We start from the raw sequence: 23,044 nt of genomic DNA, 5'->3' as shown, positions 1-23,044 counted from the left end.
TTTCACGGTGTGCAATTTATTGCATGCCATTTTCTTCAATGCCATGTTTTTTTAACTTGTAATACAAATTCCGAATGGAAACCCCTAGTTGTTTAGCTGTTTTTGTTTTGTTTCCTTCGTGCTCCTTCAATGCGTTCCACAATACCCTTTTTTCAAAGTTCTCTACCTGCTCTTGCAACGTCAGAGTCTGTGATGGCAGGTCAGTTGCAAAAGAAGGTAACTGGCTGTTAAGACCGGTTTTGGCAACTTCCAAATGTGGAAGATTATTACTGTCAATAAGTGTTTGGGAAAGGGGCATTGTAATTACCGCTCTTCCCAAAACATTTTCAAGCTCTCTTACATTTCCTGGCCAGGAATAAGCTTTAAGCATTGCTATGGCCTCTTCTGTAATGCCTTCTACTGTTCTTCCAAAATCCTGGTTTATTTTTTCAATCATTCTGTTGCTAAGAACTGCTATATCTTCTCTTCTTTCCCTTAACGGAGGAATAAAGATAGGGAGTTTATTAATACGGTAATATAGGTCTTCTCGAAACACTTTTTTGTGAATCGCTTTTTCAAGATTGACATTTGTGGCAGCAATCACTCTTACATCAACCTGAACAGCTCTTGTTCCACCTACTCTTACGATCTCTCCCTCCTGGAGAACACGAAGAAGCTTCGCCTGGGTAGATAATGTCATTTCTCCAATTTCATCTAGAAATATGCTTCCTTTGTCAGCTTCTTCAAAAAGCCCCTTTTTCCCTCCTCGTTTTGCTCCGGAAAAAGCGCCCTCTTCATAGCCAAATAATTCACTTTCTAAGAGAGATTCAGATAATGCAGCGCAATTAACGCGAATGAATTTATTGAACTTTCTGTTGCTTTCATTGTGAATGGCGTGAGCAAACAACTCCTTTCCTGTGCCTGATTCACCTCGCAGAAGAACAGACATCGGAGCAGCCGCACTTACTTTCGCTTGTTGAATGGCCAGAAGAAACTCTTTAGAATGTCCGGCAATATCGTCAAACGTATATTTTGCTTCAAGGGTGCGTATGATCTGCCTTGCTCTTTTTAACTCCTCGGTTAACGTTTTAATTTCAGACATATCGTGGATAACCCCTACGCTTCCTTTAAGCTTTCCATCCACAATAACAGGCGCCACATTTACGATCACGTCTCTTTTATTAGGGCCAACCTTCAGTCTCACCCCTCGAACGGCTTTTCGTGTTCTGAGGACTTTTAAATGCATGCTCTCTCCTTCAGAAATGTCTGCTGTAGCTGGCTGTCCAATCACTTTTTCCTGCCGTAATCCCGTAATTTTTGTGTAGGCTGGATTAATCATCATGCCTCTGCCGTTTTCATCCACCACAGAAATTGCTTCCTCAGAAGATTGAATAATCGCTTCCAGCATTTTTTGAATGCTTTTTAAGTTTGTGACTTCCTCAGCCATCCGCTCAATCTCAGTAACATCTCTAAAAACAGCAAACGCACCTACACGAATGTTTTCGAGCCATAACGGAATTCTGGTACTGAGTATTGAACGTCCGTTAGCAAAAGTCAGCGGCTGGTTTTCTTCCGCTTCTCCTTTATGAAGAACCCTTGGCAGCTCACTTCCTGGAATCACATCTTTTATGTATCGGCCTAACACCATGTGTTCTTTTAGATCCGTCATCTCTTCTGCAGAGCGGTTAAATAAGATAATTTTTTCTTCATCATCAATTGCAATCATTCCATCATGTGTGGCATTTAATATCATACTTTGAAACTGGTCATGGGCTTTCACTTCTTCAATCAGCTGCTCTTTATCCACGAGCAGCTCATAAAGAATACCAGCTGCCTGTCCAGGAACAACTGCTGTTTCTGCCTTGGCAAATGTCTGTATTTCATGATAAACCTCTTTTTTCCCTGTAACCTCTATAATGATATCAGGTTCAGTGGAGAGCAGCGTTTTCCAATCAGCTGCTGTCTGTATGCCATGCTCCAAGGCAAGCTTCATACCGGGAGCTTCTTTATTTATATCAGCCAGTCCGGCAACCTTCATTCTCCCGTTTTCCACGAGCATTCTTAACAATGAAACTCCGCCCTTGCCTCCACCAACAATGACAGCTTTTTTCATTTTTTCCCCTCCCGTTACTCTCTCCTTACACTATCTATGAAAAACTCGTGACATTCAACCAGAACCTTTGGAAATCTTACAAAAAATAAAGTACAATGTAACTTGGAAGAAAACCATATCTGTTAGTAAATATATCGTTCCATAGTATCACTTCTATTTATATCAGCTTGTTCAAAAGAGAGGTGCAGAACATGCGCACAGTTGCTTTGATGATGCTTGTCATCCCCGGTGTGATTGCCGGCCTTGGGATAAAATTAATGAGAGACTTATTTTTTAATATTCTACACCCCCCATTTCCTTTTTTATGGGTGCAGTTTCTTGTTGGACTTATTATCTTTGTAATGGGAATTGCCTTTATCGCCGGATTTGTCCTTCATAGAGACAGAAAGAATAACAAAGTAGGGCCCCGTTTTCAAAAGAAACAGAAAAAAGAAGTCCCCGCTGAGTAGCAGGGGCTTATTTTTTTGCTATTCCCCAATTGTCTATTCTGGAGAGGAAAGGAGAAGCCGCTATTGCCGACGTCAGGGAATGTCTTTCTGCATAAAGGGTAAAAAAAAGCAGCAATCCAGAAACAACCGCTTGTAGAGCTATAGGAGCATAGACAGCGGTTAAATAAAACAAAAGACCTCCTGATACAGCTGCTCCATTATCCCCAAGCATCCCTTCTTCAGCAGCCTCAATATAAAACCAGACCACCATAATCAAGAGAAGGGAAGTGGTAACCGTTACCTCCTCTCTTATTACATACAACAAAAGAATCCCATAAACAAAAAATACTTTCCAAACACGAAGAGGCCTGGTATCAAGTAGATTAAACATATGAGGGCCTAGAACCAATAAGCTAAACGTAAAAAAGAGTGCCAGTGGATGTTCAAAAGGATATGCCATGGTAGCAGCAAAGAAAGCAGCAACAACAGTAACGGCAAGCTTTAAAAGCCCGGTAGTCATTTCTCCTGATTTAAAAAAATGCTTTATATGGCCCTTGATTCCTTTGGGAAACGGCTTGCCATAACGATCATCCAGCCAGCCTGCAATCCAAACAGCCACCAGGTAAATCATCCCGCTGATAAAGGGCAGGGTTACTTCACCCGGGATCCAGATAAATACAAGGAAGCTAAGCACCAGCCACATCCCTGCTGTATATGGAATCTGCTTTCCTTTAAAATTGGATACCGTCCATCCTTTATAAAATGAAAAATAAAAGATACCTTTCCATAGTCCGTATAAAAAAAAGAGAATTAGTGCTGCTTTCCATAATTCCATAAGCACCGCTCCACTTCCAGCCACTGCTTTCCCCGGTGCCATGACCCCTTGACGGCTTTTCCATATTCCTTATGAGTGAATGGAAGCTCTATCTCAAGAATCTGCAGGCCATTGTTTAAAGCCTGGAGAGTCATGACCGTTTCTATGCCAAAACCAGTGGACCTCAGAGATTGAAACAAAGGAAGGTGTGCTCTTTTAAAGGCTCTTTGACCAGATAGAGGATATTGTATATGTCTCCCTGTTTTTTTATAAATTTGAGCTTGAACTCTTTTTTTGAAAATCCCCCGGCCGCTTTGCTTTCCGGCAGGAACATTTGCAATCACCATATCTGAATCATTTTCCAGAAGTGATGTATAAAGCCTTTGACTAAAAACAGCGCTCCCTCTAAGATCTCCATCCAGGCACATGATTATATCTCCTTTGCTATATTCCCATCCTGCCTGGAGAGCTGCTGACTTTCCGGTATTCTTCTTAAAATGAATCACTTGGTCGCAGTATTTTTCCATTACCTTTCCCGTTTCATCTTTACTTCCATCGTTTACCCCAATGATTTCTTCGATCCAGTCTTCTTCATACAGGGCCTGGAGGGTCTTTTCAATGCTCTCCCCTTCATTAAATGCCGGGATAATTACGCTTGTTTTCATTTTCACCCACCTTTTTCTTCTTGGAGCATGTCCCCATCTGCTTTCCACTTTATTCTCCTCTTAGCCTGGTGAACAAGCGGCCTTATATGATTAACAATTTTTTCAATATTGAAAGCCGGTAAAGGACTTTCTTTTAAGTAATGTATACCTTTCAAGTCTGTAACTTGACAGCCAGCCCACATTCTTAGTAAAAGTGAGGACCCCATTCCTTTTCTTCCTTTGCAAAGGTATTCTTCCATCCCTCGATGTCCGCCTACGATATATAACCTGGCTGCTTCTTCTTTGCAAGCCCATGCGATCGCGGCATCTTCACTCATACCGATAAAAGGAAGACTTTCATAAGCAACTTTCATTTCATCGAGTCTTTTCTTTCCAGGTGACTCCCCGTTTACCCTGCAATGCACCAATATTCGAGATACATTTCTACAAGCTTGTTCACTCACAGAATCCATGTCTCCTATTAATAAGTCAGGACGAAGACTATGTTTGAGCATTCCATCAGCTGCTCCATCAACAGCTATTTTATATAGCTTTTTTTTCTTCACCCATCTTTTAATAGCCTGGAGGTCTTTTTCGTAATCAGTTCCCCTTATCACTAAAAGAACTTCTCTCCCCCTTATTTCACCTTGACTCTTCCAATCGAACAAAGAATCAAGCATAGGAGAGAGATCTTTATCAGCATGGTACAAAGAGTTTTTTGCGAAGCGCCGGAATTCATTTTCATGCCGGCACAAAGCTTTCCGTTTCAATTGTGCCAATCGCTCCTGGTCATAATAACGAGCTTCCCCTTCAAAGTTCCATTGGCCGTCACCAAAGATCAAGCATTGATTATTTTCTATCTTAATTGGAAAAAAGTCTTCGACATCCTTTCTTTTCCATTCAATATCAAACACGGGAATGTTTCTATTTAACAAAACTCTTACTCCATCATGTTGAAATTTACCACTCATGGAAGGCTCAACATTCACTACTGCTTGTATTTTCCGTTCAGCTAAACTTTCAGCAGCAAGAGGGTCAATATCCTGGTGAGATAAAAAAGCAATATCGCCGGGTTTTAATTGGGGGATTAAATGTTTAGTTTTGGCATGATACCTGGCCTTGCCTTCAATTTTTGGATGTATCATAAACATCCCTCCCTTTTCCTGGTAGTATGCCCACCAAGAAAAAATAATACCCTCCTCGAATAACAGATGAAAGTAAGAGAGATAGTATAGGTAACTAGGAAGGAGGAATCAGCATGTTTCGCTTTATTGAATCCAGACATGGATATGACGTCTATCAAGCAAATTATAATGGCCGCCATTACGTCATTCAATTTAATCCTCGTTTAAACCGCATTGAACAAATGAGACCTGCTGTGGATGGAGGAAGCGGAATAGTCAGCCACTTATTCCAATCCTACCTCTCCAGCCTTCCTGAAGAGTAGAGAGAAGGTTTAATACAAAAGGCTTTGTTACATTTTGTTACTCATTTTCATTACACCTAAAGGTACAATTGAGACATCCATTCACCCTTCACTACATTTCGCGTTCACAATGTCTTCGATGTAACGATTTCTTAGGAAAACCATGCTTTAGGATCTTCAATTTATGGGATTCCCATAAGTAACAAAAAACAAGCCCTCCTTTCGAGGGCTTGTTTTTTAAGATGCCAATTTTATGTTTTACATAAGGGCAAAGTGATAGTAAAGGTCGTACCTATCCCTTCGGCACTGTCTACTTTAATGGTTCCATGATGCTCTTCTACAATTTTATGACAAATGAAAAGTCCTAAGCCAGTTCCCTTTTCTTTTGTAGTAAAGAATGGCGTTCCTATTTTTTCTACAATGGCAGGACTCATCCCTTTTCCTTCATCTACAACTTGTATGATCGTCTGTGATAAATGTTTGGCCGCTTTAATGGTGATCCTGCCTTTATCCATTGTTTCCATAGAATTTTTTATGAGGTTAATAAAAACTTGTTTAATTTTTGACTCCTCACATATAATATGCATCTCTTCCTCTTCGAACTCAGATAGAATTTCTACACCAATTAATGAAGCTTGCGGTTGAAGCAGTTTAATAATACTGTCAATGATGGTCGTGATATTATGTTTTTTCAGAGCATCAGAGTGAGGCTTGGCCAGAATCAGAAGTTCTCCTGATATTTGTTCAATTTTAGTCAGTTCATCTTCGATTATTTTATAGTAGGCCTCTTCTGCCTCATGGTGTCTTAGCAATTGAAAAAAACCTTTAATTGCTGTTAAAGGGTTTCTAATCTCATGTGCGATTCCAGCAGCCAGCTGGCCTGCAATCGTCAGCTTTTCCGAACGTACCATTAACCTTTCATTTATTTTTTGCTGTGTTAAATCAACTAAAACATGAAGTTTCGCCTGATCTCCTTGAAACCAAATCGGAATGCTTTTAATTTCAAAAGGAGTGATATCTTCATTTTCCAGCATTAACTCCATTTCTATTTTTCTTATTAAACGATTTTCATTTACCTTTTTTGTATGATCCTCTAGTTTTGACCGGGCTTCCGGCGGCGCAAAGTCGAGAAAACACCTTCCCTGAAAAGAATGGCCGTTATTCATTTTGAAATTAATGAAAGCCTGTTTGTTTGCATAAACAATTGTATTATCTATTGTAATAACCATTGTCGTAGGGATTTCGTTTAAAAGAGTTCGGTAGATCTTTTCTCTTTCTTCTACGGTTTTCTTTTGTTCATGAATCAACTTCTTTTGTACCGCCAGCTCTTTATTTCGGCTTTTTAATATTTTATTTTCCATCTCAATCTTTATTAATCTCTGTTGCTCTGTATAGGTTAAACTTTCCACATGCTTTTTTTCATAAAAAGGCGAAAAAGAAACTCGATCATCCATCATTAAATACTCGTGTGTTCTCATCATTTCACTTTGAATGTAAGCGGATGTTGTAAGGCCGTTATAGGCACAAACTACAATCAGACGTTCTCCAAAAATTCTTTTGTCACACTGACATTCATACACTCTCAGCTGGTGCAAAACGGCTTTATCCTCCGGCCATATCACATGACCCCATAAGCGAATCACTTTGTCTTTTTCCACTAACTTGTCCACTACGTCTTCGAGCTTTGCTGAATTACTTTCTGCATTAAATAAATTGTTAGGCATATAATGATATGTGTTATTAATGAAGAAAATATTATTTATTTCCTGAGATGAGTAGCCATTTTGCAAAAGCTTATTGACAAGTTTATTGAATAGTTTGTCTTCATCAATGAATACAACATGGTCGTTTTTGTCCAGACCTTCTTTAATAAAAGCAAAAGCATTTTCAATGTATTTACTTTCTTCATTGAAACTATATAGTATATGGGCTCCCTTTTTAACTTCTTCACTATTTGTAAGATCGTTGAGGGAAAACGCCCTTTCTCCTATTTTCACTTACAACTCCCCCCTTGCCTTGAAAGTAAAAAACCCAATAAGCCAATTAACGCTTATTGGGAGAGGTACCATCTGTGGCTGTCCATCTAAATTAAAAAGTCATACCTTCAGTGATAACGTTGGTCAGCTTACTTTATGTTCAAGACGGAGCTTGTCCGCAACCATTGCGATAAATTCACTATTTGTCGGCTTAGCTTTTGAAATGTTAACGGTATAGCCAAACATTTTAGAAATAGAGTCTATGTTTCCACGGCTCCAGGCAACTTCAATCGCATGGCGGATGGCGCGCTCTACACGGCTTGATGTTGTATTAAATTTCTTGGCGATATCCGGATATAGGACCTTGGTGATCGATCCTAATAACTCAATGTCATTATAAACCATAGATATCGCTTCGCGCAGGTACATGTAGCCTTTTATGTGGGCAGGAACACCAATCTCATGAATAATATTGGTTATGCTCTGGTTCAGGTTAATAGGCTCAGGCTCTTTCTTAGCACGGGAAGGCATTGGGGACTGGAGAACCGCTGACTGGCTTCCACTGACTTCTCTTATATTTCCAATTAACGTTTCCATATCAAAAGGTTTCAGTACATAGTATGAAGCACCCAGGTTAACAGCTTTCTTTGTTACATCTTCCTGACCAAAAGCGGTGAGCATGATAATTTTCGGGCGCTTTGTGACCGCCCCATTATTGATTTTTTCCAAAACAGCAAGGCCGTCCAAGTGAGGCATGATGATGTCCAAAACGAGAACGTCCGGCTCCTTTTCTTCCACAACAGATAAACATTCTTGTCCATTAAAAGCGTAACCAGTGACTTCCATGTCCTCTTGAGAGCTAATGTATTCATTAAGCAAATTAACTAATTCACGATTATCGTCAGCCACACACACTTTAATATTTTCCACACCTGTTCCCCCTCGTTAAGTTATTCCCAAGGTATCATTTCGACGCATTCAGTGAGAGTCCTGTTCTACAACCAAATATTCCTCTCAAAGACCCAATTACTTCTCATGTATCATTAGAACTTGACAAAAGACTACAATCTGTGATTTGTCGAAAAATATTGGATATTGACTAAAAAAAGAAACACGCTAAGTTTAAACCGTGTCACAATCCTTTCTTAGTTTGAGCTTATCACAATTTTCAAAAATGGAAAAGACTACAAACAACAATTATTATGTAAATAACGAAAGGCATAGTCGTTAACTTGCCTTTCGTTTTTCAATGTGTGTCTCAACACCTGCTTCTTCAAGCATCCATTCAATATGACATGCATATCCTGACGTTGCATCATTTACAAAAACATGCGTGACAGCGCCAATGATTTTTCCATTTTGTATGATTGGGCTTCCGCTCATCCCTTGAACAATTCCGCCCGTTTTCTCAAGCAGTTTTGGGTCTGTAACTTTAATGACCATTCCTTTTGTGGCAGGATGTGATTGCGGAAAAGATTTCACGACTTCAATACCAAACTTTTCCACCTTTTCCCCTTCCACCACCGTAAGAATTTCTGCTGGACCTTCTTTGATTTCTTCTGCAAAAGCTACAGGCAAAGATTCATCCATGACATTATTTTTTAATTGGTGGTCATTATTTAACACTCCAAAAATACCGAATGAACTGTTTTTGTTAATATTCCCTAATATTTTGCGATCTTCTGTCATTCGTGCTAATTTTTCGCCTGGATCGCCATTGGCTCCTTTTTCGATGGAAGTGACTGATGATCGAACAATTTCTCCATCATGAACAACAATTGGCTTTTTTGTGTCCGTATCAGAAATAACATGACCTAAGGCACCATATTTCCCTGATTCGGGTTCGTAAAAGGTCATGGTTCCTACTCCTGCTGCTGAATCTCGTACGTATAACCCCATACGATATCCTTCGCCTTCCTCATCTTTTACTACCTTCATTTTCTTTTCAATTGTTTCCTGGCCTCTTTTAATCGTCAGGAAAATTTCTTGTTTATCATCCGCTGCTTTCTGAACAGCGTCAGCTACTTCTCCCATATGCTGGACTGTTTTATCGTTAATTTTTTTAATAACATCTCCGACTTCAATGCCTGCCTCTTTCCCAGGAGAAATTTTGCCTTTTTCCGTAGGAATTTGGTGGTGGCCAACAACCATCACTCCCTCGGAATTTAATTTCACCCCAATGGATTGACCTCCTGGAACCACTTCAATATCAGGGATCACTCTGACATCCACTTTCTTTACTGGAAAGGAAGCTGCTGTGATTGTAAGTGGGATACTTTCACCTGCAGTTGTCAATTCATCTTCTGCGACTTCTAGTGATAAACCTTCTAAATCCAGTTGTTTTAAAGCTGCCTGGACCGGACCGCCTGCTTCAGAAAATTCTTTCTCATATATAAATAAACTGTCAGGGAGCTGGATATACTTTTGAACAGATTCATTTACTCCTACGCCTATTAGCAAAATCAAAAGCAGTATCCCAATAATTCTTCGGGTTATTTGAAAATTCATGTAATGTTTTCACACTCCTCGCCCCACCTCGCACCTCTCTTTCTTACTTATAATGTTGCCTTGGAGAAGAACAAATATAAGTACCAACAACTAAAAAAGCTGACCTAATTTGGTCAGCTTTTCATACTTTGGGTTTCATTTTCCCGGCCATCGTCACTAATTCTTTAGCATGATCCTTTGTGAGCTCTGTTACTTCAACACCTGAGATCATTCTGGCAATCTCATCCACTTTCTCCTCTTCTGCCAATGGAGCAACTGAAGTAGTGACTCTCCCTTCTGCTTCTCCTTTTTTAATGTACAAATGAGTATCAGCCATGGCGGCTACCTGTGGTAGATGAGTAATACACAGAACTTGAGAATCAATGGAAACATGGTGAATTTTTTCTGCAATTGCCTGAGCTACTCTTCCGCTTACCCCTGTATCCACTTCATCAAAGATAAGGGAAGTCATATGTTGAAATCCAGACAAAATTGTTTTCATAGCGAGCATGATACGAGAGATCTCCCCTCCTGAGGCTACTTTAGCCAAAGGTTTTAGAGGTTCACCTGCATTTGGTGATAACATAAATTCAACACGGTCCGTCCCTTGCTCCGTAAATATGACTTCCTTGGCGTTAACCGTATACCTTTCTCCTTTTTGCGGAGTTCCAATTTCCACAAACAGTTCTGCCTTTTCCATATATAAAGCTTTAAGTTCTTGTTTCACATCATAAGCAAGCTTTTCTGCCGCCTGCTTACGAAGGTCGGTTAATGTTTCAGCTTCAGCAAGCAAGTCAAGTGATAGATCTTCAAGCTGCTTCTCATATTGCTGAATTCTTTCATCTTTATTTTCAAGAGAATCTTTTTCTTCCTCAATACGTGAAGCATATTCCAAAATTTCCGTAACGCTGCTTCCATATTTCCGTTTTAATTGCTGAATTTCATCCAGTCTTCCTTCTATAACATTTAACCGATCCGGGTCAAATTCCAGCGAATCAACATGATCACGTAGTGAATAGGATGCTTCTTCGAGCATAAAGTAACAGTTGTTTATCATCTCTGATAAGCTTTGCAAGTCAGGGTCAATCGAGGCAGCTTCTTCTCCATGATTCATGGCAAGTCCCGCCCAGTCCAGTCCCCTGCCCTCCCCATGCAGACTTTCATATGCTTCTTTTAAAGATCGGAAAAGCTTTTCACTATTAGCCAATTTATACTTTTCCTTTTCAAGCTCTTCGTCTTCTCCTGGCTGTAGCTGGGCTTCTTCTATTTCTTTTAGCTGATATTCAATAAAATCCAGACGATGAGCAACCTCCTGATCGTTTTCTCTGAGCTGCTTGACCTTTTTTTCAACACTTCGAAAAGTAGTATAAATGGTTTGATATTCCCGAAGGGCCTCCTGGAGTTTTTTTCCTGCAAATCGATCCAGCATACCCGCATGTTTTTCAGCTTGCATTAGTTCCTGGTTATCATGCTGTCCTTGTATATCAACGAGACTTTGGCCAACCTCACGGAGAATTGCCAGAGTGACAAGCTTGCCGTTTATCCGACAGATGCTCTTGCCCTGCTTCGTAATTTCTCTTCGAAGAACAATCATCCCTTCTTCGATATCAATGCCGGCCGATTCGACCTTTTCTTTTGCAATTTGTCCAGCGTCTATATGAAACAACCCTTCAATTTCTGCCCGTTTTGCTCCATGTCTTACATATTCAACAGAGCCGCGTCCGCCAATTAATAAACCAATGGCGTCAATGATAATGGATTTCCCGGCACCAGTCTCTCCAGTAAGCACAGTTAATCCGCTTTCAAAGGACACTGATAATTGTTCTATGATAGCAAAGTTTGTAATTGAAAGTTCTGCAAGCATGAAAACACCTTCCTGCCATGAAAATGTAATTACAGCATATCAAGAAATCGGTCAGAAATGTGTGAAGTTTGTTCTTTCTCACGGCAAATAAGGAGAATCGTATCGTCCCCGCAGATTGTTCCCATAACTTCAGGCCAATCTAAATTATCAATCAGTATTCCAATCGCATCTGCGTTACCCGGGAGAGTTTTCATGACAATCATGTTTTCAGCATGGTCAATGCTCACAAAAGAGTCAACCAGAGCTCTTCTCAGTTTCTGGAGCGGGTTAAAGCGCTGATCAGCAGGCAGGCTGTATTTGTACCTTCCATCTGCTGTTGGCACTTTTACAAGATGAAGTTCTTTGATATCTCTTGAAACGGTTGCCTGAGTAACATTAAAGCCCGCATTCTTCAAGCGGTCAACTAATTCATCCTGCGTTTCAATTTCATTATTCGTAATAATTTCTCGTATCTTTATATGACGTTGTCCTTTAGTCATTTTGCTCCTCCTAAAAACACAGTAAACATTCTCTGGCACCTAAAAAAGATAGACAGAGCTGGCATGTTTTGTTTTCTGTTGTATAAAACAAATTTCTACAAATATCATAACTGATTTTCAATATTCATACAAACGTATTTATAAATTAATAATGAGAAACCCTTGTGAATTTAAGTATTTATGACTTGTCTTCATTTTCACCTACACTTTTTTTGAATAAAAACCCATTAGTTTATTCAGCTTCCTAACGAAAAAAGGGTGTCCCAAAAGTCTGTTTTTGGTGACACCCTTACGCCATCTCTTGCTATGTAAAAGAACCGGTCTCCTCTTCGCAATGAACTATGCAGTCTTTGGAGACCTTTCACGTTCTATATATGGTGATGTGCATTATAAACGATTTGTTCAATTTTCTCCTCATTTATCTCCCGGCTTGCGGCAGCCCCTTGATCCCAAAGAAGATGAAGTAAAAACTCAATGTTCCCTTCTCCTCCTTTAACTGGTGAGTAATCAAGGCCAGAAGGATGATAACCGATCCCTTCAGCAAACTCAACAATGTCTTGAATCACCTTCTTGTGAATGGATGGCTCCCTCACAATCCCCTTTTTCCCAACTTCATCCCGGCCCGCTTCAAATTGGGGTTTAATTAACACACATACATTGCTTTCCGGCTGGAGTATCTGCTTTAAAACCGGCAGAATAAGACGAAGGGAAATAAATGACACGTCTGCCGTTGCAAAATCAGGAGCTCCTTGTGAAAAATCTTCCTTTGTAACGTAACGGAAATTAGTTCTTTCCATAACGACAACACGCTCGTCGTTTCTCAGCTTCCAGGCCAGCTGATTATAGCCTACATCCAAAGCATACACAAGCTTGGCTCCGTTTTGAAGAGCACAATCTGTAAAGCCTCCTGTAGATGAACCAATATCCAGCATCACTTTATCTTTTACATCAAGATTAAATGAACTCAAAGCCTTCTCCAGCTTTAAGCCTCCTCTGCTTACATAAGGGAGAAGCTCCCCTTTAACTCGAAGGGGAGCTTGTACATCCACTTTCATGCCTGGTTTGTCCACCCGTTCGTCATTTACGTAAACAAGCCCGGCCATAATGGAACGCTTGGCTCTTTCCCGGGATTCGAAAAAGCCCTGCTCCACTAATAAAACATCTAATCTCTCTTTTTTCATACTTTTACGCCCTTTGTCTCTTTCTTGGAACCATTGTTAGTACCTTATCCCTGACTCTCGCCGGTGTCAGCCCGATTTCTTCGTACAATTCAGGCACGCTTCCATGCTCAATATAACGATCAGGAATTCCCATCCTCTCAATGATCATTCCATGGCTGTCATGGTCATGATAATATTCGAGCACTGCGCTTCCGAAGCTCCCTTGAAGAGCAGCTTCCTCCAAAGTCAGTATAGGTTTTCCTTCATCCTTTAATTCCTCGAGAAGCGATTCATCAAGAGGCTTGGCAGAGGTTGCATTTACCACTCGGACAGATACCCCTTGGCTTTCAAGTGATTCGGCTGCTTCCATGGCTACTGGAATCATCGTACCAAAAGTGAGGATGGTTAATTCACCACCGTCACGCAGAACTTCCCACTTTCCAATCGTAAGTTCTTTTAACTCTTTATCCATCTTAATCCCATAACCGTTTCCTCTAGGATAACGGACTGCTACTGGCCCATCATCATGCTGTACTGCTGTAAAAATCATATGCTGAAGCTCATTTTCGTCTTTAGGCATTAATATTTTCATATTCGGCAGGTGGCGCAAATAAGCAATATCAAATACACCCTGGTGGGTTTCTCCATCAGCTCCTACCAGGCCTGCTCTGTCAATTGCAAAGATAACATTTAAATTCTGACGGCATACGTCATGAACCAGCTGATCATAGCCCCGTTGCAAGAATGTGGAATACACCGCAAACACAGGCTTCATCCCTTGGGTTGCAAGTCCGCCAGCCATAGTTGTTGCGTGTTGCTCTGCAATTCCCACATCAAACATTCGGTCAGGGAATTCAGCTGCAAATTGATCAAGTTTCGTTCCTCCAGGCATAGCTGCAGTAATACCCACCACCCTTTGATCGTCCCGGGCAATTCTGCGCAAGGTATTACTAAAGACACCGCTGTAGCTGGGAGGTCCTGGTTTTTTTACAACTTCACCAGATTCGATCTTATATGGCCCAAGCCCATGCCATGTCCCTTTTGCATCATTCTCTGCAGGGGCATACCCTTTTCCTTTTTTGGTAATAACATGAACAAGCATCGGGCCTTTTGTTTTCTTAGCATAGTTGATGTTTTCAATCAAGTCGTCATAGTCATGGCCATCTACCGGGCCCAGGTACGTAAAGCCCATTTCCTCAAAAAACATGCCGGAAACAAGCAGATACTTGAGACTGTCTTTCACACGTTCAGCGGTTGTTGCCAGTCTTCCACCAAAAGCAGGAATTTTTTTGATTAGATACTCAAGTTCTTCCTTGGCCTTCTGATATTTCCCGGCAGTCCTCATTCTGCCCAGCATGCTGTGAAGGGCTCCGACATTGGGGGCGATCGACATTTCATTATCATTTAAAATAATCGTCAGATCCGTTTGCTCATGGCCAATATGGTTAAGAGCCTCAAGGGCCATACCGCCTGTTAAAGCTCCATCCCCGATTACCGCCACAACACTTTCATCCGTCTTTTTTAAGTCGCGAGCAAGTGCCATCCCCATCGCAGCAGAAAGAGATGTTGAGCTGTGGCCGGTTTCCCATACATCGTGGTCGCTTTCACTTCGTTTGGGAAATCCGCACAACCCCTGGTACTTGCGGAGCTGGTCAAATTGGCCGGCACGTCCTGTTACTATTTTATGCACGTAGGCCTGGTGTCCCACATCCCAGATAATTTTATCCTTAGGGCTTTCATACAAGCTATGAAGAATTAATGTCAGCTCCACAACACCTAGATTGGGACCCAGATGTCCTCCTGTAACTGATAATCGCTGGATTAAAAAATGGCGGATATCCTCTGCCAGCTTTTCCATTTCTTCACGGGAACAGCTTTGAAGAAACCCGGGGTCCTTTATCGTTTCCAAATCCATCTAAAGTGCCCTCACTTTCTCACTGGTGATTTTTACTTTTCGTTTTTTTCTTGCTTTTTCGTTTTCCGTTGTCAGGAAACACCTTTATTTTTAATTTTACTTCTAAAACATACAAAATTCTACCGACATGGTAAATGATCGGTGTGGAAAAGTGAATAGCTAACGTTTTCCCGATGGATTTACCCCCGACTGTTAATGCTGCTATCACACTGGTAAATACAACCGATACGACAAATTGTACTAGGCTTCCTTCTCCATGTCCAAAAGATAACGCTAATTGAAGGACAACAAACGCGGAAGCGGTTCCACTTATTATCCCGGAAATATCACCAATTACATCATTACAAAAGCTGGCAAACCTGTCAGCGTTTCTTGTAATCAACATCGCATGCCTTGCCCCAGGGAGCTTCTTGGCAGACATGGAATGAAAGGGTGTTTCGTCAGCAGCGGTAGCAGCGACCCCGATTGTGTCGAAGAACACCCCCATAAACACAATAATAAAAACAATAAGCATCCCTATGGCCCAGCCAACCCCAGCCAGGATCCATGTTGATATAATTGAAAAAATAGCCGCTAACACCAAGGTGATAACGGCAATTGTTAAGCTGAAATTTATTGATTTCTTCCAAGAATTCCTCATCTATTATCATCGACACCTTGTTTTTCATTCCGTCCACTCATATGTAAGTCGAGTGGTCATTTAAAGAGTAAACATTGTGGCATAGGTCCAGTAGGATTTCCCAGCCGGCTGCCAGAGCGTCGCCGCCCTGGCGGTTTCCCTTTAAAGCTGGCTTAGCGCCGTCACCGGACGCTAGACTGGATTACCACTTAGCGCACACCGTAATCCCCTTTAAATGTCCAAACGAGGAACAGTCTAGGAGTTTTCCTCAGCGGTCCCTTGCCATTCTCTTAGCCTCTTTTGCAGAGCAGGTTTCAGATGGATAAGAATTGCCGTTGGCCGACGGCTCATTCTCCAGAAATCATCTTCCCCGCTGCTCCACTCAAGGCAGGCTACGCTGCAGACAAGATCCCTTAGGCTTGTCGTGCAGGTCTTACCCTGTCTCTCTCTTGCCGTACGTCGCCGGCAAGGAAAGATCAGGGCCTCCGCGGCGGGAGGGTCAACGCCCACATGCCATTGTGGATCGCCCCCACCGCCTTAACTCCCAGCTTTGACCCAGGGCTGGGCGCCTCGAGCCAAAACCAGGAACTTCATCGATGTGCCCTTCAGCGGATTTTTAGGCCCGCCCTCGAGAATGGAGAACCGACTAGAATACTGCACCACTCGGTATTGTAAGCTTATTATATCATAGAGAATTCAAGATCAGCAATATTAACACTTTGGGTTAACTACTAATTTCAACCTCTAATGGTCACGTTCGACAATGTAATCAGTAAGCTCATTTAACAGTGCCATATTGCCGCTTACTTTCGACAAGGTTTCCTTTGCTTCTTGAGCATGATAGGCAAGTTTCTTCTTTGCTCCCTCTAATGTTAAGAGGCTGGGATAAGTACTCTTGTCTTTATCATCATCGCTGCCGACCGGCTTCCCAATTAAGGAAGCATCTCCCTCGACGTCAAGGATATCATCTTTAATTTGAAAGACCAGTCCCAAAGCTTTTGCAAAGCTTCGAAGCTTTGCGATGTCCTGCTCAGGGGCATTTGCCATAATTGCTCCAGCTACGATGGAATAAGTAAGCAAGTCCCCTGTTTTATGATGATGGATGTACTCCAACTCCTCCAGGGACAAGCTCTTTCCTTCTCCGTTTAAATCAGCAGCCTGGCCTCCCACCATACCTTCAGGACCCGATGCTTTTACGAATTCTGATAGTAAACGAACTTTCACCTCTGGAGAGAGGCTGTTTGTTTCAGAAGCCATTATTTCAATGCTTCTTGTAAATAGTGCATCTCCTGCAAGGATCGCTATGGCCTCTCCAAATACTTTGTGATTGGTCGGCTTTCCTCTGCGAACATCATCATCATCCATAGCAGGAAGGTCATCATGGATAAGAGAATATGTATGCACCATTTCAGCAGCGCATGCAATATCATAAGCATCGTCAAACAACGAGTCATAAGCTTTTAACACAGCAAGCATAAGAAGAGGCCTTATCCTTTTGCCGCCGGCGTTCAAGGAATAAATCATAGAGTCTTTTAAGTTAGGAGGTGTCTCTAATGAATCAATAAGCTCTGGCAGGCGCTTATCAATGATGTCTTTGTATTTCTGAATAAAAGCTTGCAATGATTCTTCGGTCACTCTTCTTCCTCCTTAACTTTTAAAAGTTCTATTTTCCCATCCTCGCTCATCATTTGATCCATTTGTTTTTCAACTCTTACAAGCTTGTCATGGCAAACCTTGGACAAATTCATGCCTTCTTGATACATCTCAATAGCCTTTTCCAATGGCACGTCGCCCTCTTCAAGTTTTTCTACAATGCCCTCCAGCTCTTCCATTGCCTTTTCAAACGTTATCTGTCTGTCCTGCTCTTCAGCCATCAGCTTCTCCTCCTTTACTTTGCACACTTTCTGTTTTCACCAATGAAGGACCAGTACTTTCAACCTGGCAGTTGATGCTGCCGTTTTTCACCTGTATCGATACCCGGTCTCCAGCTTCAACATCTTCCACTCGCTGCACGAGCTTTTGATTCTCATCATACGTCACATTATATCCTCTGTTCATTACTTGAAGTGGATTTAATAAGTTAAGCTTAGAGATATTGTTTTGGAGTTCTTCCTGCTTTTTGGTCAAGATTCTAAAGATCTCTTTCTTAAGGGCTGCATCCCCTTGCTCCAGGCGTGTACGGCTTCTTTCAGCCAGTTGAGAAGGGTGGGACCTAAGAAGGCGTGCATACAGTCTGTCAGCTTGTTCAGCAGATTTATGCAGCGATCTTGTAGATCCTTTAGAAAGTCGTTCTATCAGCCTGTCTAGTTCTTGTTCCTTTTGTCGGAGCAGCTGCTCCGGATATTTAAACGCATAGGATTTCTTTAATCGCTCAAGTCTTTCTCTTTCAGAAGCGACTCTTCCTCCGGCTGCTTTAATAAGACGGTCACTAGCCCTCCTTAAGCGTCCTTCCACTTCCACGATGTCTGGAACAATCAGTTCTGCCGCCGCAGTAGGGGTAGCTGCTCTGACATCTGCTACAAAGTCGGCAATGGTAAAGTCAGTTTCATGACCAACTGCAGAAACAACCGGCACGCTGAGTTCAAACAGAGCTCTAGCGACAATCTCTTCATTAAACGCCCACAGGTCTTCAATTGATCCTCCGCCGCGTCCTACGATTAAGACATCAAACATTGACGTTTCATCCGCTTGTTTTATCGCGTTTGCTATACTAGGTGCTGCGTCCCTGCCTTGAACAAGCACAGGAAAAAGGGTGACACGAGCGAGGGGGAAGCGCCTTTTTAAAGTAGTTAGGATATCTCTGATCGCCGCTCCGGTAGGTGAAGTGATAACGCCGATTTCTCTGGGCATTTTAGGCAGCTGTTTTTTTATCTCTGGTCTAAAGAGACCTTCTGTTTCAAGCTGTTTCTTTAATTGTTCAAATCTTAAGTATAACTGCCCAATACCGTCTGGCTCCATTTCCCTCACGTACAGCTGGTATTGGCCGAAGGGTTCATAAACAGAAACCTGCCCTTTAATCAGTACCTTCATCCCGTTTTCTGGCTCAAAAGATAACTGTCTGTTATTACCCGCAAACATAACGGCAGATATTCTTGATTTATCATCCTTTAAGGTGAAATACATGTGACCCCGGGAATGCTTCTTAAAATTTGATATTTCCCCCCGCAGCCAAACATGCTGCAGGCCGTCATCCATTTCCAGTGCAGCTTTTATCTGCCTGGTTAACTGTGATACGGAAATCCACCGGCTTTCGAGCCCGTTCATTAGGAAGATGCTCCTTCTAGCGTCCGTTTAGCTGATTCTACTGTATTATATAGAAGCATTGTAATCGTCATTGGTCCAACACCGCCAGGAACCGGAGTAATGTAAGAAGCCTTTTCAGCTGCTTCCTCAAATAAGACGTCTCCGTATAATTTTCCGTCTTCTTTTCTGTTTACACCGACATCAATCACTACTGCATCTTCTTTTATGTAATCTTTCCCAATAAATCCGGCTCTTCCAACTGCTACAATCAATATGTCCCCCTGCGTAGTGATCTCTTGCATATTTGCCGTTTTGGAATGGCAATATGTAACTGTCGCATTTTCATTAAGTAAAAGCTGCCCTACCGGCTTCCCGACAATATTGCTTCTTCCTACAATGACAGCATGTTTCCCGGATAAAGATATTCCCTGGGATTGAATCATTTTGATAATTCCATGGGGCGTACATGGAAGAAAGGCTTTCTGGCCGGTCATCATTCGTCCAATGTTTACCGGGTGGAAGCCATCTACATCTTTTTCTGGTGAGATGGTTTCAATCACTTTTGTCTCTGATATGTGATCAGGGAGAGGAAGCTGAACAAGGATCCCATGAATAGTCGGATCGTTATTCAAATCCTCGATTCTTTGAAGAAGTTCCCTTTCCGACACTTCGCTTGTGAGCCTTGTAACACTGGAAAGAATACCCGTCTCATTACATGCTTTTTCCTTCCCACGTACATAGGAGTGAGATGCTGGATCATCACCTACTAAAAGGACAGCTAAACCTGGAGTAATGCCTTGTTCCTTTACTTCATTTACTTCTCCTTTGAGTTCTTCTCTAATTTGCGCAGCGACTTCCTTCCCGCTGATAACTTTGGCTGTCATATGAAACCCTCCCCTTTTACAATCTTTTACAGTCTTCCAGTACTTTTGATAATACTCCGTTGACAAACTTTCCGGCCTCCTGGCCCCCAAATGATTTAGCCAGTTCGATGGCTTCATTCACACTTACATGAAGAGGAATTTCTTCCACGAACAGCATTTCATACACAGACTCACGCATAATAGCACGGTCTACATTACCGACCCTGTCTAACGTCCAGTTTTGCAAATGGTTTTTTAGATGGGAGTCGATCTCGTCTTTGTGGTCAAGTGTCCCTTTGACCGTTTCTGTTAAAAAGGCATCTGCCTCTTCGCCTTCATCCAGGGTGTTTTCTATCGCTTCTTTCCATCCAGCGTCTGTCAGATCCACCTGGTATAGAGCCTGTACTGCCCTTAGTCTCGCTAGTCTCCGATTCATGGTCTTTTTCTCCTTTGTTTCAATCTATCACTGATCATAGCATATATAAATTGCTTAAAACAGTATGATCCTCGTGCTCTTGATAACATTAAACGATACAAACAGTCTTTCCTCTTTATTGGTAACTTACAACTATTATTGGGGGTTTCTATTACTTTTAGTAATAAAAAATAAAAGATGCTTGAGGACTACCCCAAGCATGGTCTTTTATTCTATTTCTTCTCTTTCTGCTTCTTCCATGTTTTCAAACTGAATACCTACCACATGGACATTAATTGCTTCAAGATCAATCGATGTCATTGTTTGAAGCGTCTGCTGAATATTTGTCTGTACCTGTTTAGCGGTTTCAATGACTGAGGATCCATAAAGAATAACAATGGAAATCTCAATGGTAACCCCATCTTCACTAAGTTCCACCTTCACGCCTTTTCCGTGGTTTTTTCTTCCTAGAAATTCCCCTACGCCTGAAGCAAAATTCCCTCGAAGAGTTGCTACCCCTTCCACCTCAGAAGTGGCAATTCCCGCTATCACTTCAATCACTTCAGGAGATATCTCAATACGTCCCAATTCATTTTTTTGTTCTTCAATATCTAATACTTGGTTTTCGTTCATTTACTCCACCTCCGAGTTAACTATTCATATCTATGACTATTCCTCGTTAATTTCTCATTTTTCATTCTCTTCTTTAGGGACATAATCATTTTTGTATTGACGAAAAACAGGAAACTCAGAAAGATTATCCGGTATCTTGCCATTTTCCAGAAGGATAATCTTTACGATATTTTTGTTGCGAGCCATATGATATCGTTCACCGTATTCATTGTGCTGTGTAAACTTCTTGAGGTTTTGGTAATCCTCCTCCTGAATGGATACCGTATAGCCGCTTTCTTCATCTCCGAATCTCTGCTCATAGCCAACCTCAAATTCAACAATTTGAATTTGGTCGTTTTTTAAATTTCTTGTTTGTTCCAGGACCGCCTTGGCCCCTTCTGTCAGATCATTCCATTCCATGTATGACAACTCCTTATTCCGTGCATTCCAGCATACGAAAAATGCTTTAGATACTTGTTGATTATACCATGAGTGCCTTTATTTTTCATTACGATCTCATATTCCTGTGATAAATACGGTAACTTTCCCATGATTTTCTTCATCTAGCTTATCATTTACCAAACGAAAGAAGAATATAGATAAAGCTTAAAAAAACCTGCGAACCTAAAAATAAAAAAGCAAATGAAAAATCATTTGCTTTAAGGTGCTACATGATAACCAACAGCTATGTCTTTCTTTCCTAAGTGTTCAGCTGCCAGCTTATTTATTTCTACAACTTCTTGTTCAGTTAATTTTTCAGCCTGGACAATAATCTTTACCTGGTCCTCTTCTGTAATGACTAATGCGTCTTCGTACCCTTGAGACTGAATTAATGTTTCAAGCATACTTTCTTGCTGTGCTGTTTTTTGAAGATTTTCCTTCTTTTCATGTGCATCATTTTTTTCAGCAGCTGACATGTCTTCTGAAGCTATAGTATTCGTATAGTCCTCTCTTAAGCGGCTTCTTGTTTCTTCTCTTTCTAGCCTAAGCGCGCTGAACATACCTTCGGCTGCTGCAGGGGCAGCAATAGTAGAAGCTTCTTCCGCTTCTGTTTCCTGCATTTCAGCTGGAGCTGGGGCTTCCTCTTCCTTTTGCCCTTCCTCTTGACCTTCCTCTTGCCCTTCCTCTTGCCCTTCCTCTTGCCCTTCCTCTTGCCCTTCCTCAGCTTCTTCTCCGCCTTCTTCTTTCCCTGGTGTTTCCTCTTCTGCCGCCGGCACTTCTTCACCCGGCTCCTGTTCGTCAATTAAAATGTCAACTTGTCCGTCCTCAAGCCATTCCACCCATTCCTCATCGGTCAGTTCTGTACCTGGAACCTCTTCTTCTTGAGAGGCCTGTTCCACTGCCGGAGGTGCAGTCATATAATAAACTCCAAGTACCACTATTAAACTTACCATCGTTACCAGCCAAACGGTTTGTTTTTTCAGCACCATCTACTCATCTTCCTCCTTCATTTTCTTGGGAAGGACAGAAACACGGTGTGGAGGCACATCAAGTACTCTTGTCACAGCCTCTACCACCCATTCCTTAACCTTCATATTTTCCACTCCTTGCGCCACTACCAGGACTCCTCGCACTTCAGGCTTTTCTGTTTTCACGATTAATGGCTCTTCTTGATCTCCCTGACGGATAATAACCACCTGCTCCTCACTGCTTCCATCCTCAACCTTTCGCTTTCCGCCCTCGCGATCAGTTTCATCGGTAATCTGCTGGCGAATGGTTCTATTCTTTTCAATAACCTTGTTCTCTGTCGCGTCAAGGTTGACCATTATTGTTACATCAGAAACCCCCGTGATGGCTTCAAGAGACTCGCGAAGCTGGTTTTCGTAAAGTTCCTCATACTTAGAAATGCTTCCCGGTTCTTTTTTATCTTCACCTTTAAATGCCTCCTCTGCAGGCTGACTTTCACTATAAGCAGGCTGAGAGGCATCCTCTTTTTCGTTTCCTGCCGTGCCTAAAAACATAAGGGAAACACCAACTATCAGAACTCCTGCCACATACACTATGGAG

General features: G+C 41.7%; 23 protein-coding genes. 2 read left to right on the top strand and 21 right to left on the bottom strand.

Annotation, left to right across the window (positions count from 1 at the left end; genetic code table 11):
- Window positions 1–16 precede the first annotated feature (16 nt).
- Window positions 17–2,092, bottom strand: a complete 2,076-nt coding sequence (locus CEF17_RS04185) for a sigma-54 interaction domain-containing protein (RefSeq protein WP_100398412.1) — start codon at window positions 2,090–2,092, stop codon at window positions 17–19.
- A gap of 191 nt (window positions 2,093–2,283) precedes the next feature.
- On the opposite strand from CEF17_RS04185, the gene CEF17_RS04180 reads away from it, so the two are divergent.
- On the top strand, window positions 2,284–2,541 hold the full coding sequence (locus CEF17_RS04180; protein ID WP_100398411.1) for a DUF2627 domain-containing protein: 258 nt from the start codon (window positions 2,284–2,286) through the stop codon (window positions 2,539–2,541).
- Between the two features lie 7 nt (window positions 2,542–2,548).
- Here CEF17_RS04180 and CEF17_RS04175 read toward each other — a convergent pair whose 3' ends face one another.
- From CEF17_RS04175 to steA, 3 genes are read right to left on the bottom strand one after another with little or no spacing between them, the layout of a single operon-like run.
- Window positions 2,549–3,355, bottom strand: coding sequence for a hypothetical protein (locus tag CEF17_RS04175; RefSeq protein ID WP_100398410.1), 807 nt, complete (start codon window positions 3,353–3,355; stop codon window positions 2,549–2,551).
- A complete protein-coding gene (locus CEF17_RS04170) occupies window positions 3,331–3,999 on the bottom strand; it encodes a glycosyltransferase family 2 protein (RefSeq protein ID WP_100398409.1) in 669 nt (222 codons plus the stop codon). The genes CEF17_RS04175 and CEF17_RS04170 overlap by 25 nt, the downstream gene beginning before the upstream one ends.
- A 2-nt stretch (window positions 4,000–4,001) precedes the next feature.
- Complete coding sequence (steA, locus tag CEF17_RS04165; protein ID WP_100398408.1) at window positions 4,002–5,123, bottom strand: putative cytokinetic ring protein SteA; 1,122 nt, start codon at window positions 5,121–5,123, stop codon at window positions 4,002–4,004.
- A gap of 113 nt (window positions 5,124–5,236) precedes the next feature.
- Between steA and CEF17_RS04160 the strand changes: the two genes are divergently transcribed.
- A complete protein-coding gene (locus CEF17_RS04160) occupies window positions 5,237–5,425 on the top strand; it encodes a hypothetical protein (protein WP_054636454.1) in 189 nt (62 codons plus the stop codon).
- Between the two features lie 230 nt (window positions 5,426–5,655).
- Here the strand turns inward: CEF17_RS04160 and CEF17_RS04155 are convergent, their stop codons facing one another.
- The 17 genes from CEF17_RS04155 to spoIIIAG all read right to left on the bottom strand — a co-directional run bounded on the left by CEF17_RS04155 (window position 5,656) and on the right by spoIIIAG (window position 23,031).
- Window positions 5,656–7,401, bottom strand: coding sequence for an ATP-binding protein (locus CEF17_RS04155; protein WP_100398407.1), 1,746 nt, complete (start codon window positions 7,399–7,401; stop codon window positions 5,656–5,658).
- A gap of 123 nt (window positions 7,402–7,524) precedes the next feature.
- Window positions 7,525–8,310, bottom strand: coding sequence for a sporulation transcription factor Spo0A (gene spo0A / locus CEF17_RS04150; RefSeq protein WP_100398406.1), 786 nt, complete (start codon window positions 8,308–8,310; stop codon window positions 7,525–7,527).
- 297 nt (window positions 8,311–8,607) lie between these two features.
- On the bottom strand, window positions 8,608–9,888 hold the full coding sequence (gene spoIVB / locus CEF17_RS04145; RefSeq protein WP_100398405.1) for a SpoIVB peptidase: 1,281 nt from the start codon (window positions 9,886–9,888) through the stop codon (window positions 8,608–8,610).
- Window positions 9,889–10,009: 121 nt separating this feature from the next.
- Window positions 10,010–11,731, bottom strand: coding sequence for a DNA repair protein RecN (gene recN / locus CEF17_RS04140; protein ID WP_100398404.1), 1,722 nt, complete (start codon window positions 11,729–11,731; stop codon window positions 10,010–10,012).
- 29 nt (window positions 11,732–11,760) lie between these two features.
- Window positions 11,761–12,210 (bottom strand): transcriptional regulator AhrC/ArgR, encoded by a 450-nt coding sequence (ahrC, locus tag CEF17_RS04135; RefSeq protein ID WP_054636457.1) that lies wholly within the window; start codon window positions 12,208–12,210, stop codon window positions 11,761–11,763.
- Window positions 12,211–12,578: 368 nt separating this feature from the next.
- Window positions 12,579–13,391, bottom strand: a complete 813-nt coding sequence (locus CEF17_RS04130) for a TlyA family RNA methyltransferase (protein ID WP_100398403.1) — start codon at window positions 13,389–13,391, stop codon at window positions 12,579–12,581.
- 4 nt (window positions 13,392–13,395) lie between these two features.
- Window positions 13,396–15,285, bottom strand: a complete 1,890-nt coding sequence (gene dxs / locus CEF17_RS04125) for a 1-deoxy-D-xylulose-5-phosphate synthase (protein WP_100398402.1) — start codon at window positions 15,283–15,285, stop codon at window positions 13,396–13,398.
- Window positions 15,286–15,304: 19 nt separating this feature from the next.
- A complete protein-coding gene (locus tag CEF17_RS04120) occupies window positions 15,305–15,925 on the bottom strand; it encodes a hypothetical protein (protein ID WP_100398401.1) in 621 nt (206 codons plus the stop codon).
- A 723-nt stretch (window positions 15,926–16,648) separates the two neighbouring features.
- Window positions 16,649–17,539, bottom strand: a complete 891-nt coding sequence (locus tag CEF17_RS04115) for a polyprenyl synthetase family protein (protein WP_232725412.1) — start codon at window positions 17,537–17,539, stop codon at window positions 16,649–16,651.
- Window positions 17,536–17,778 carry an exodeoxyribonuclease VII small subunit gene (gene xseB, locus CEF17_RS04110; RefSeq protein WP_100398400.1) on the bottom strand — a complete coding sequence of 81 codons (243 nt, stop codon included), beginning with the start codon at window positions 17,776–17,778 and terminating at the stop codon, window positions 17,536–17,538. Before xseB ends, CEF17_RS04115 begins: the two co-directional genes overlap by 4 nt.
- Window positions 17,771–19,168: an exodeoxyribonuclease VII large subunit gene (xseA, locus tag CEF17_RS04105; protein WP_100398399.1), complete on the bottom strand. Its 1,398-nt coding sequence runs from the start codon at window positions 19,166–19,168 to the stop codon at window positions 17,771–17,773. The genes xseB and xseA overlap by 8 nt, the downstream gene beginning before the upstream one ends.
- On the bottom strand, window positions 19,168–20,031 hold the full coding sequence (folD, locus tag CEF17_RS04100; RefSeq protein ID WP_100398398.1) for a bifunctional methylenetetrahydrofolate dehydrogenase/methenyltetrahydrofolate cyclohydrolase FolD: 864 nt from the start codon (window positions 20,029–20,031) through the stop codon (window positions 19,168–19,170). The genes xseA and folD overlap by 1 nt, the downstream gene beginning before the upstream one ends.
- 16 nt (window positions 20,032–20,047) lie before the next feature.
- Window positions 20,048–20,446 (bottom strand): transcription antitermination factor NusB, encoded by a 399-nt coding sequence (gene nusB, locus CEF17_RS04095; RefSeq protein ID WP_100398397.1) that lies wholly within the window; start codon window positions 20,444–20,446, stop codon window positions 20,048–20,050.
- 207 nt (window positions 20,447–20,653) lie between these two features.
- Window positions 20,654–21,058 (bottom strand): Asp23/Gls24 family envelope stress response protein, encoded by a 405-nt coding sequence (locus CEF17_RS04090; RefSeq protein WP_100398396.1) that lies wholly within the window; start codon window positions 21,056–21,058, stop codon window positions 20,654–20,656.
- A gap of 54 nt (window positions 21,059–21,112) precedes the next feature.
- Window positions 21,113–21,457: a hypothetical protein gene (locus CEF17_RS04085; RefSeq protein ID WP_100398395.1), complete on the bottom strand. Its 345-nt coding sequence runs from the start codon at window positions 21,455–21,457 to the stop codon at window positions 21,113–21,115.
- Window positions 21,458–21,696: 239 nt separating this feature from the next.
- Window positions 21,697–22,467 carry a SpoIIIAH-like family protein gene (locus CEF17_RS04080; protein WP_100398394.1) on the bottom strand — a complete coding sequence of 257 codons (771 nt, stop codon included), beginning with the start codon at window positions 22,465–22,467 and terminating at the stop codon, window positions 21,697–21,699.
- Window positions 22,468–23,031, bottom strand: a complete 564-nt coding sequence (spoIIIAG, locus tag CEF17_RS04075; RefSeq protein WP_232725411.1) for a stage III sporulation protein AG — start codon at window positions 23,029–23,031, stop codon at window positions 22,468–22,470.
- Between the last annotated feature and the right edge of the window lie 13 nt (window positions 23,032–23,044).

Origin of the sequence: Bacillus sp. FJAT-44742 (genome assembly GCF_002797315.1) — a bacterium.
GTDB lineage: Bacteria > Bacillota > Bacilli > Bacillales > Marinococcaceae > Thalassorhabdus > Thalassorhabdus alkalitolerans.
This window is presented reverse-complemented; position numbering and strand designations above follow the sequence as displayed.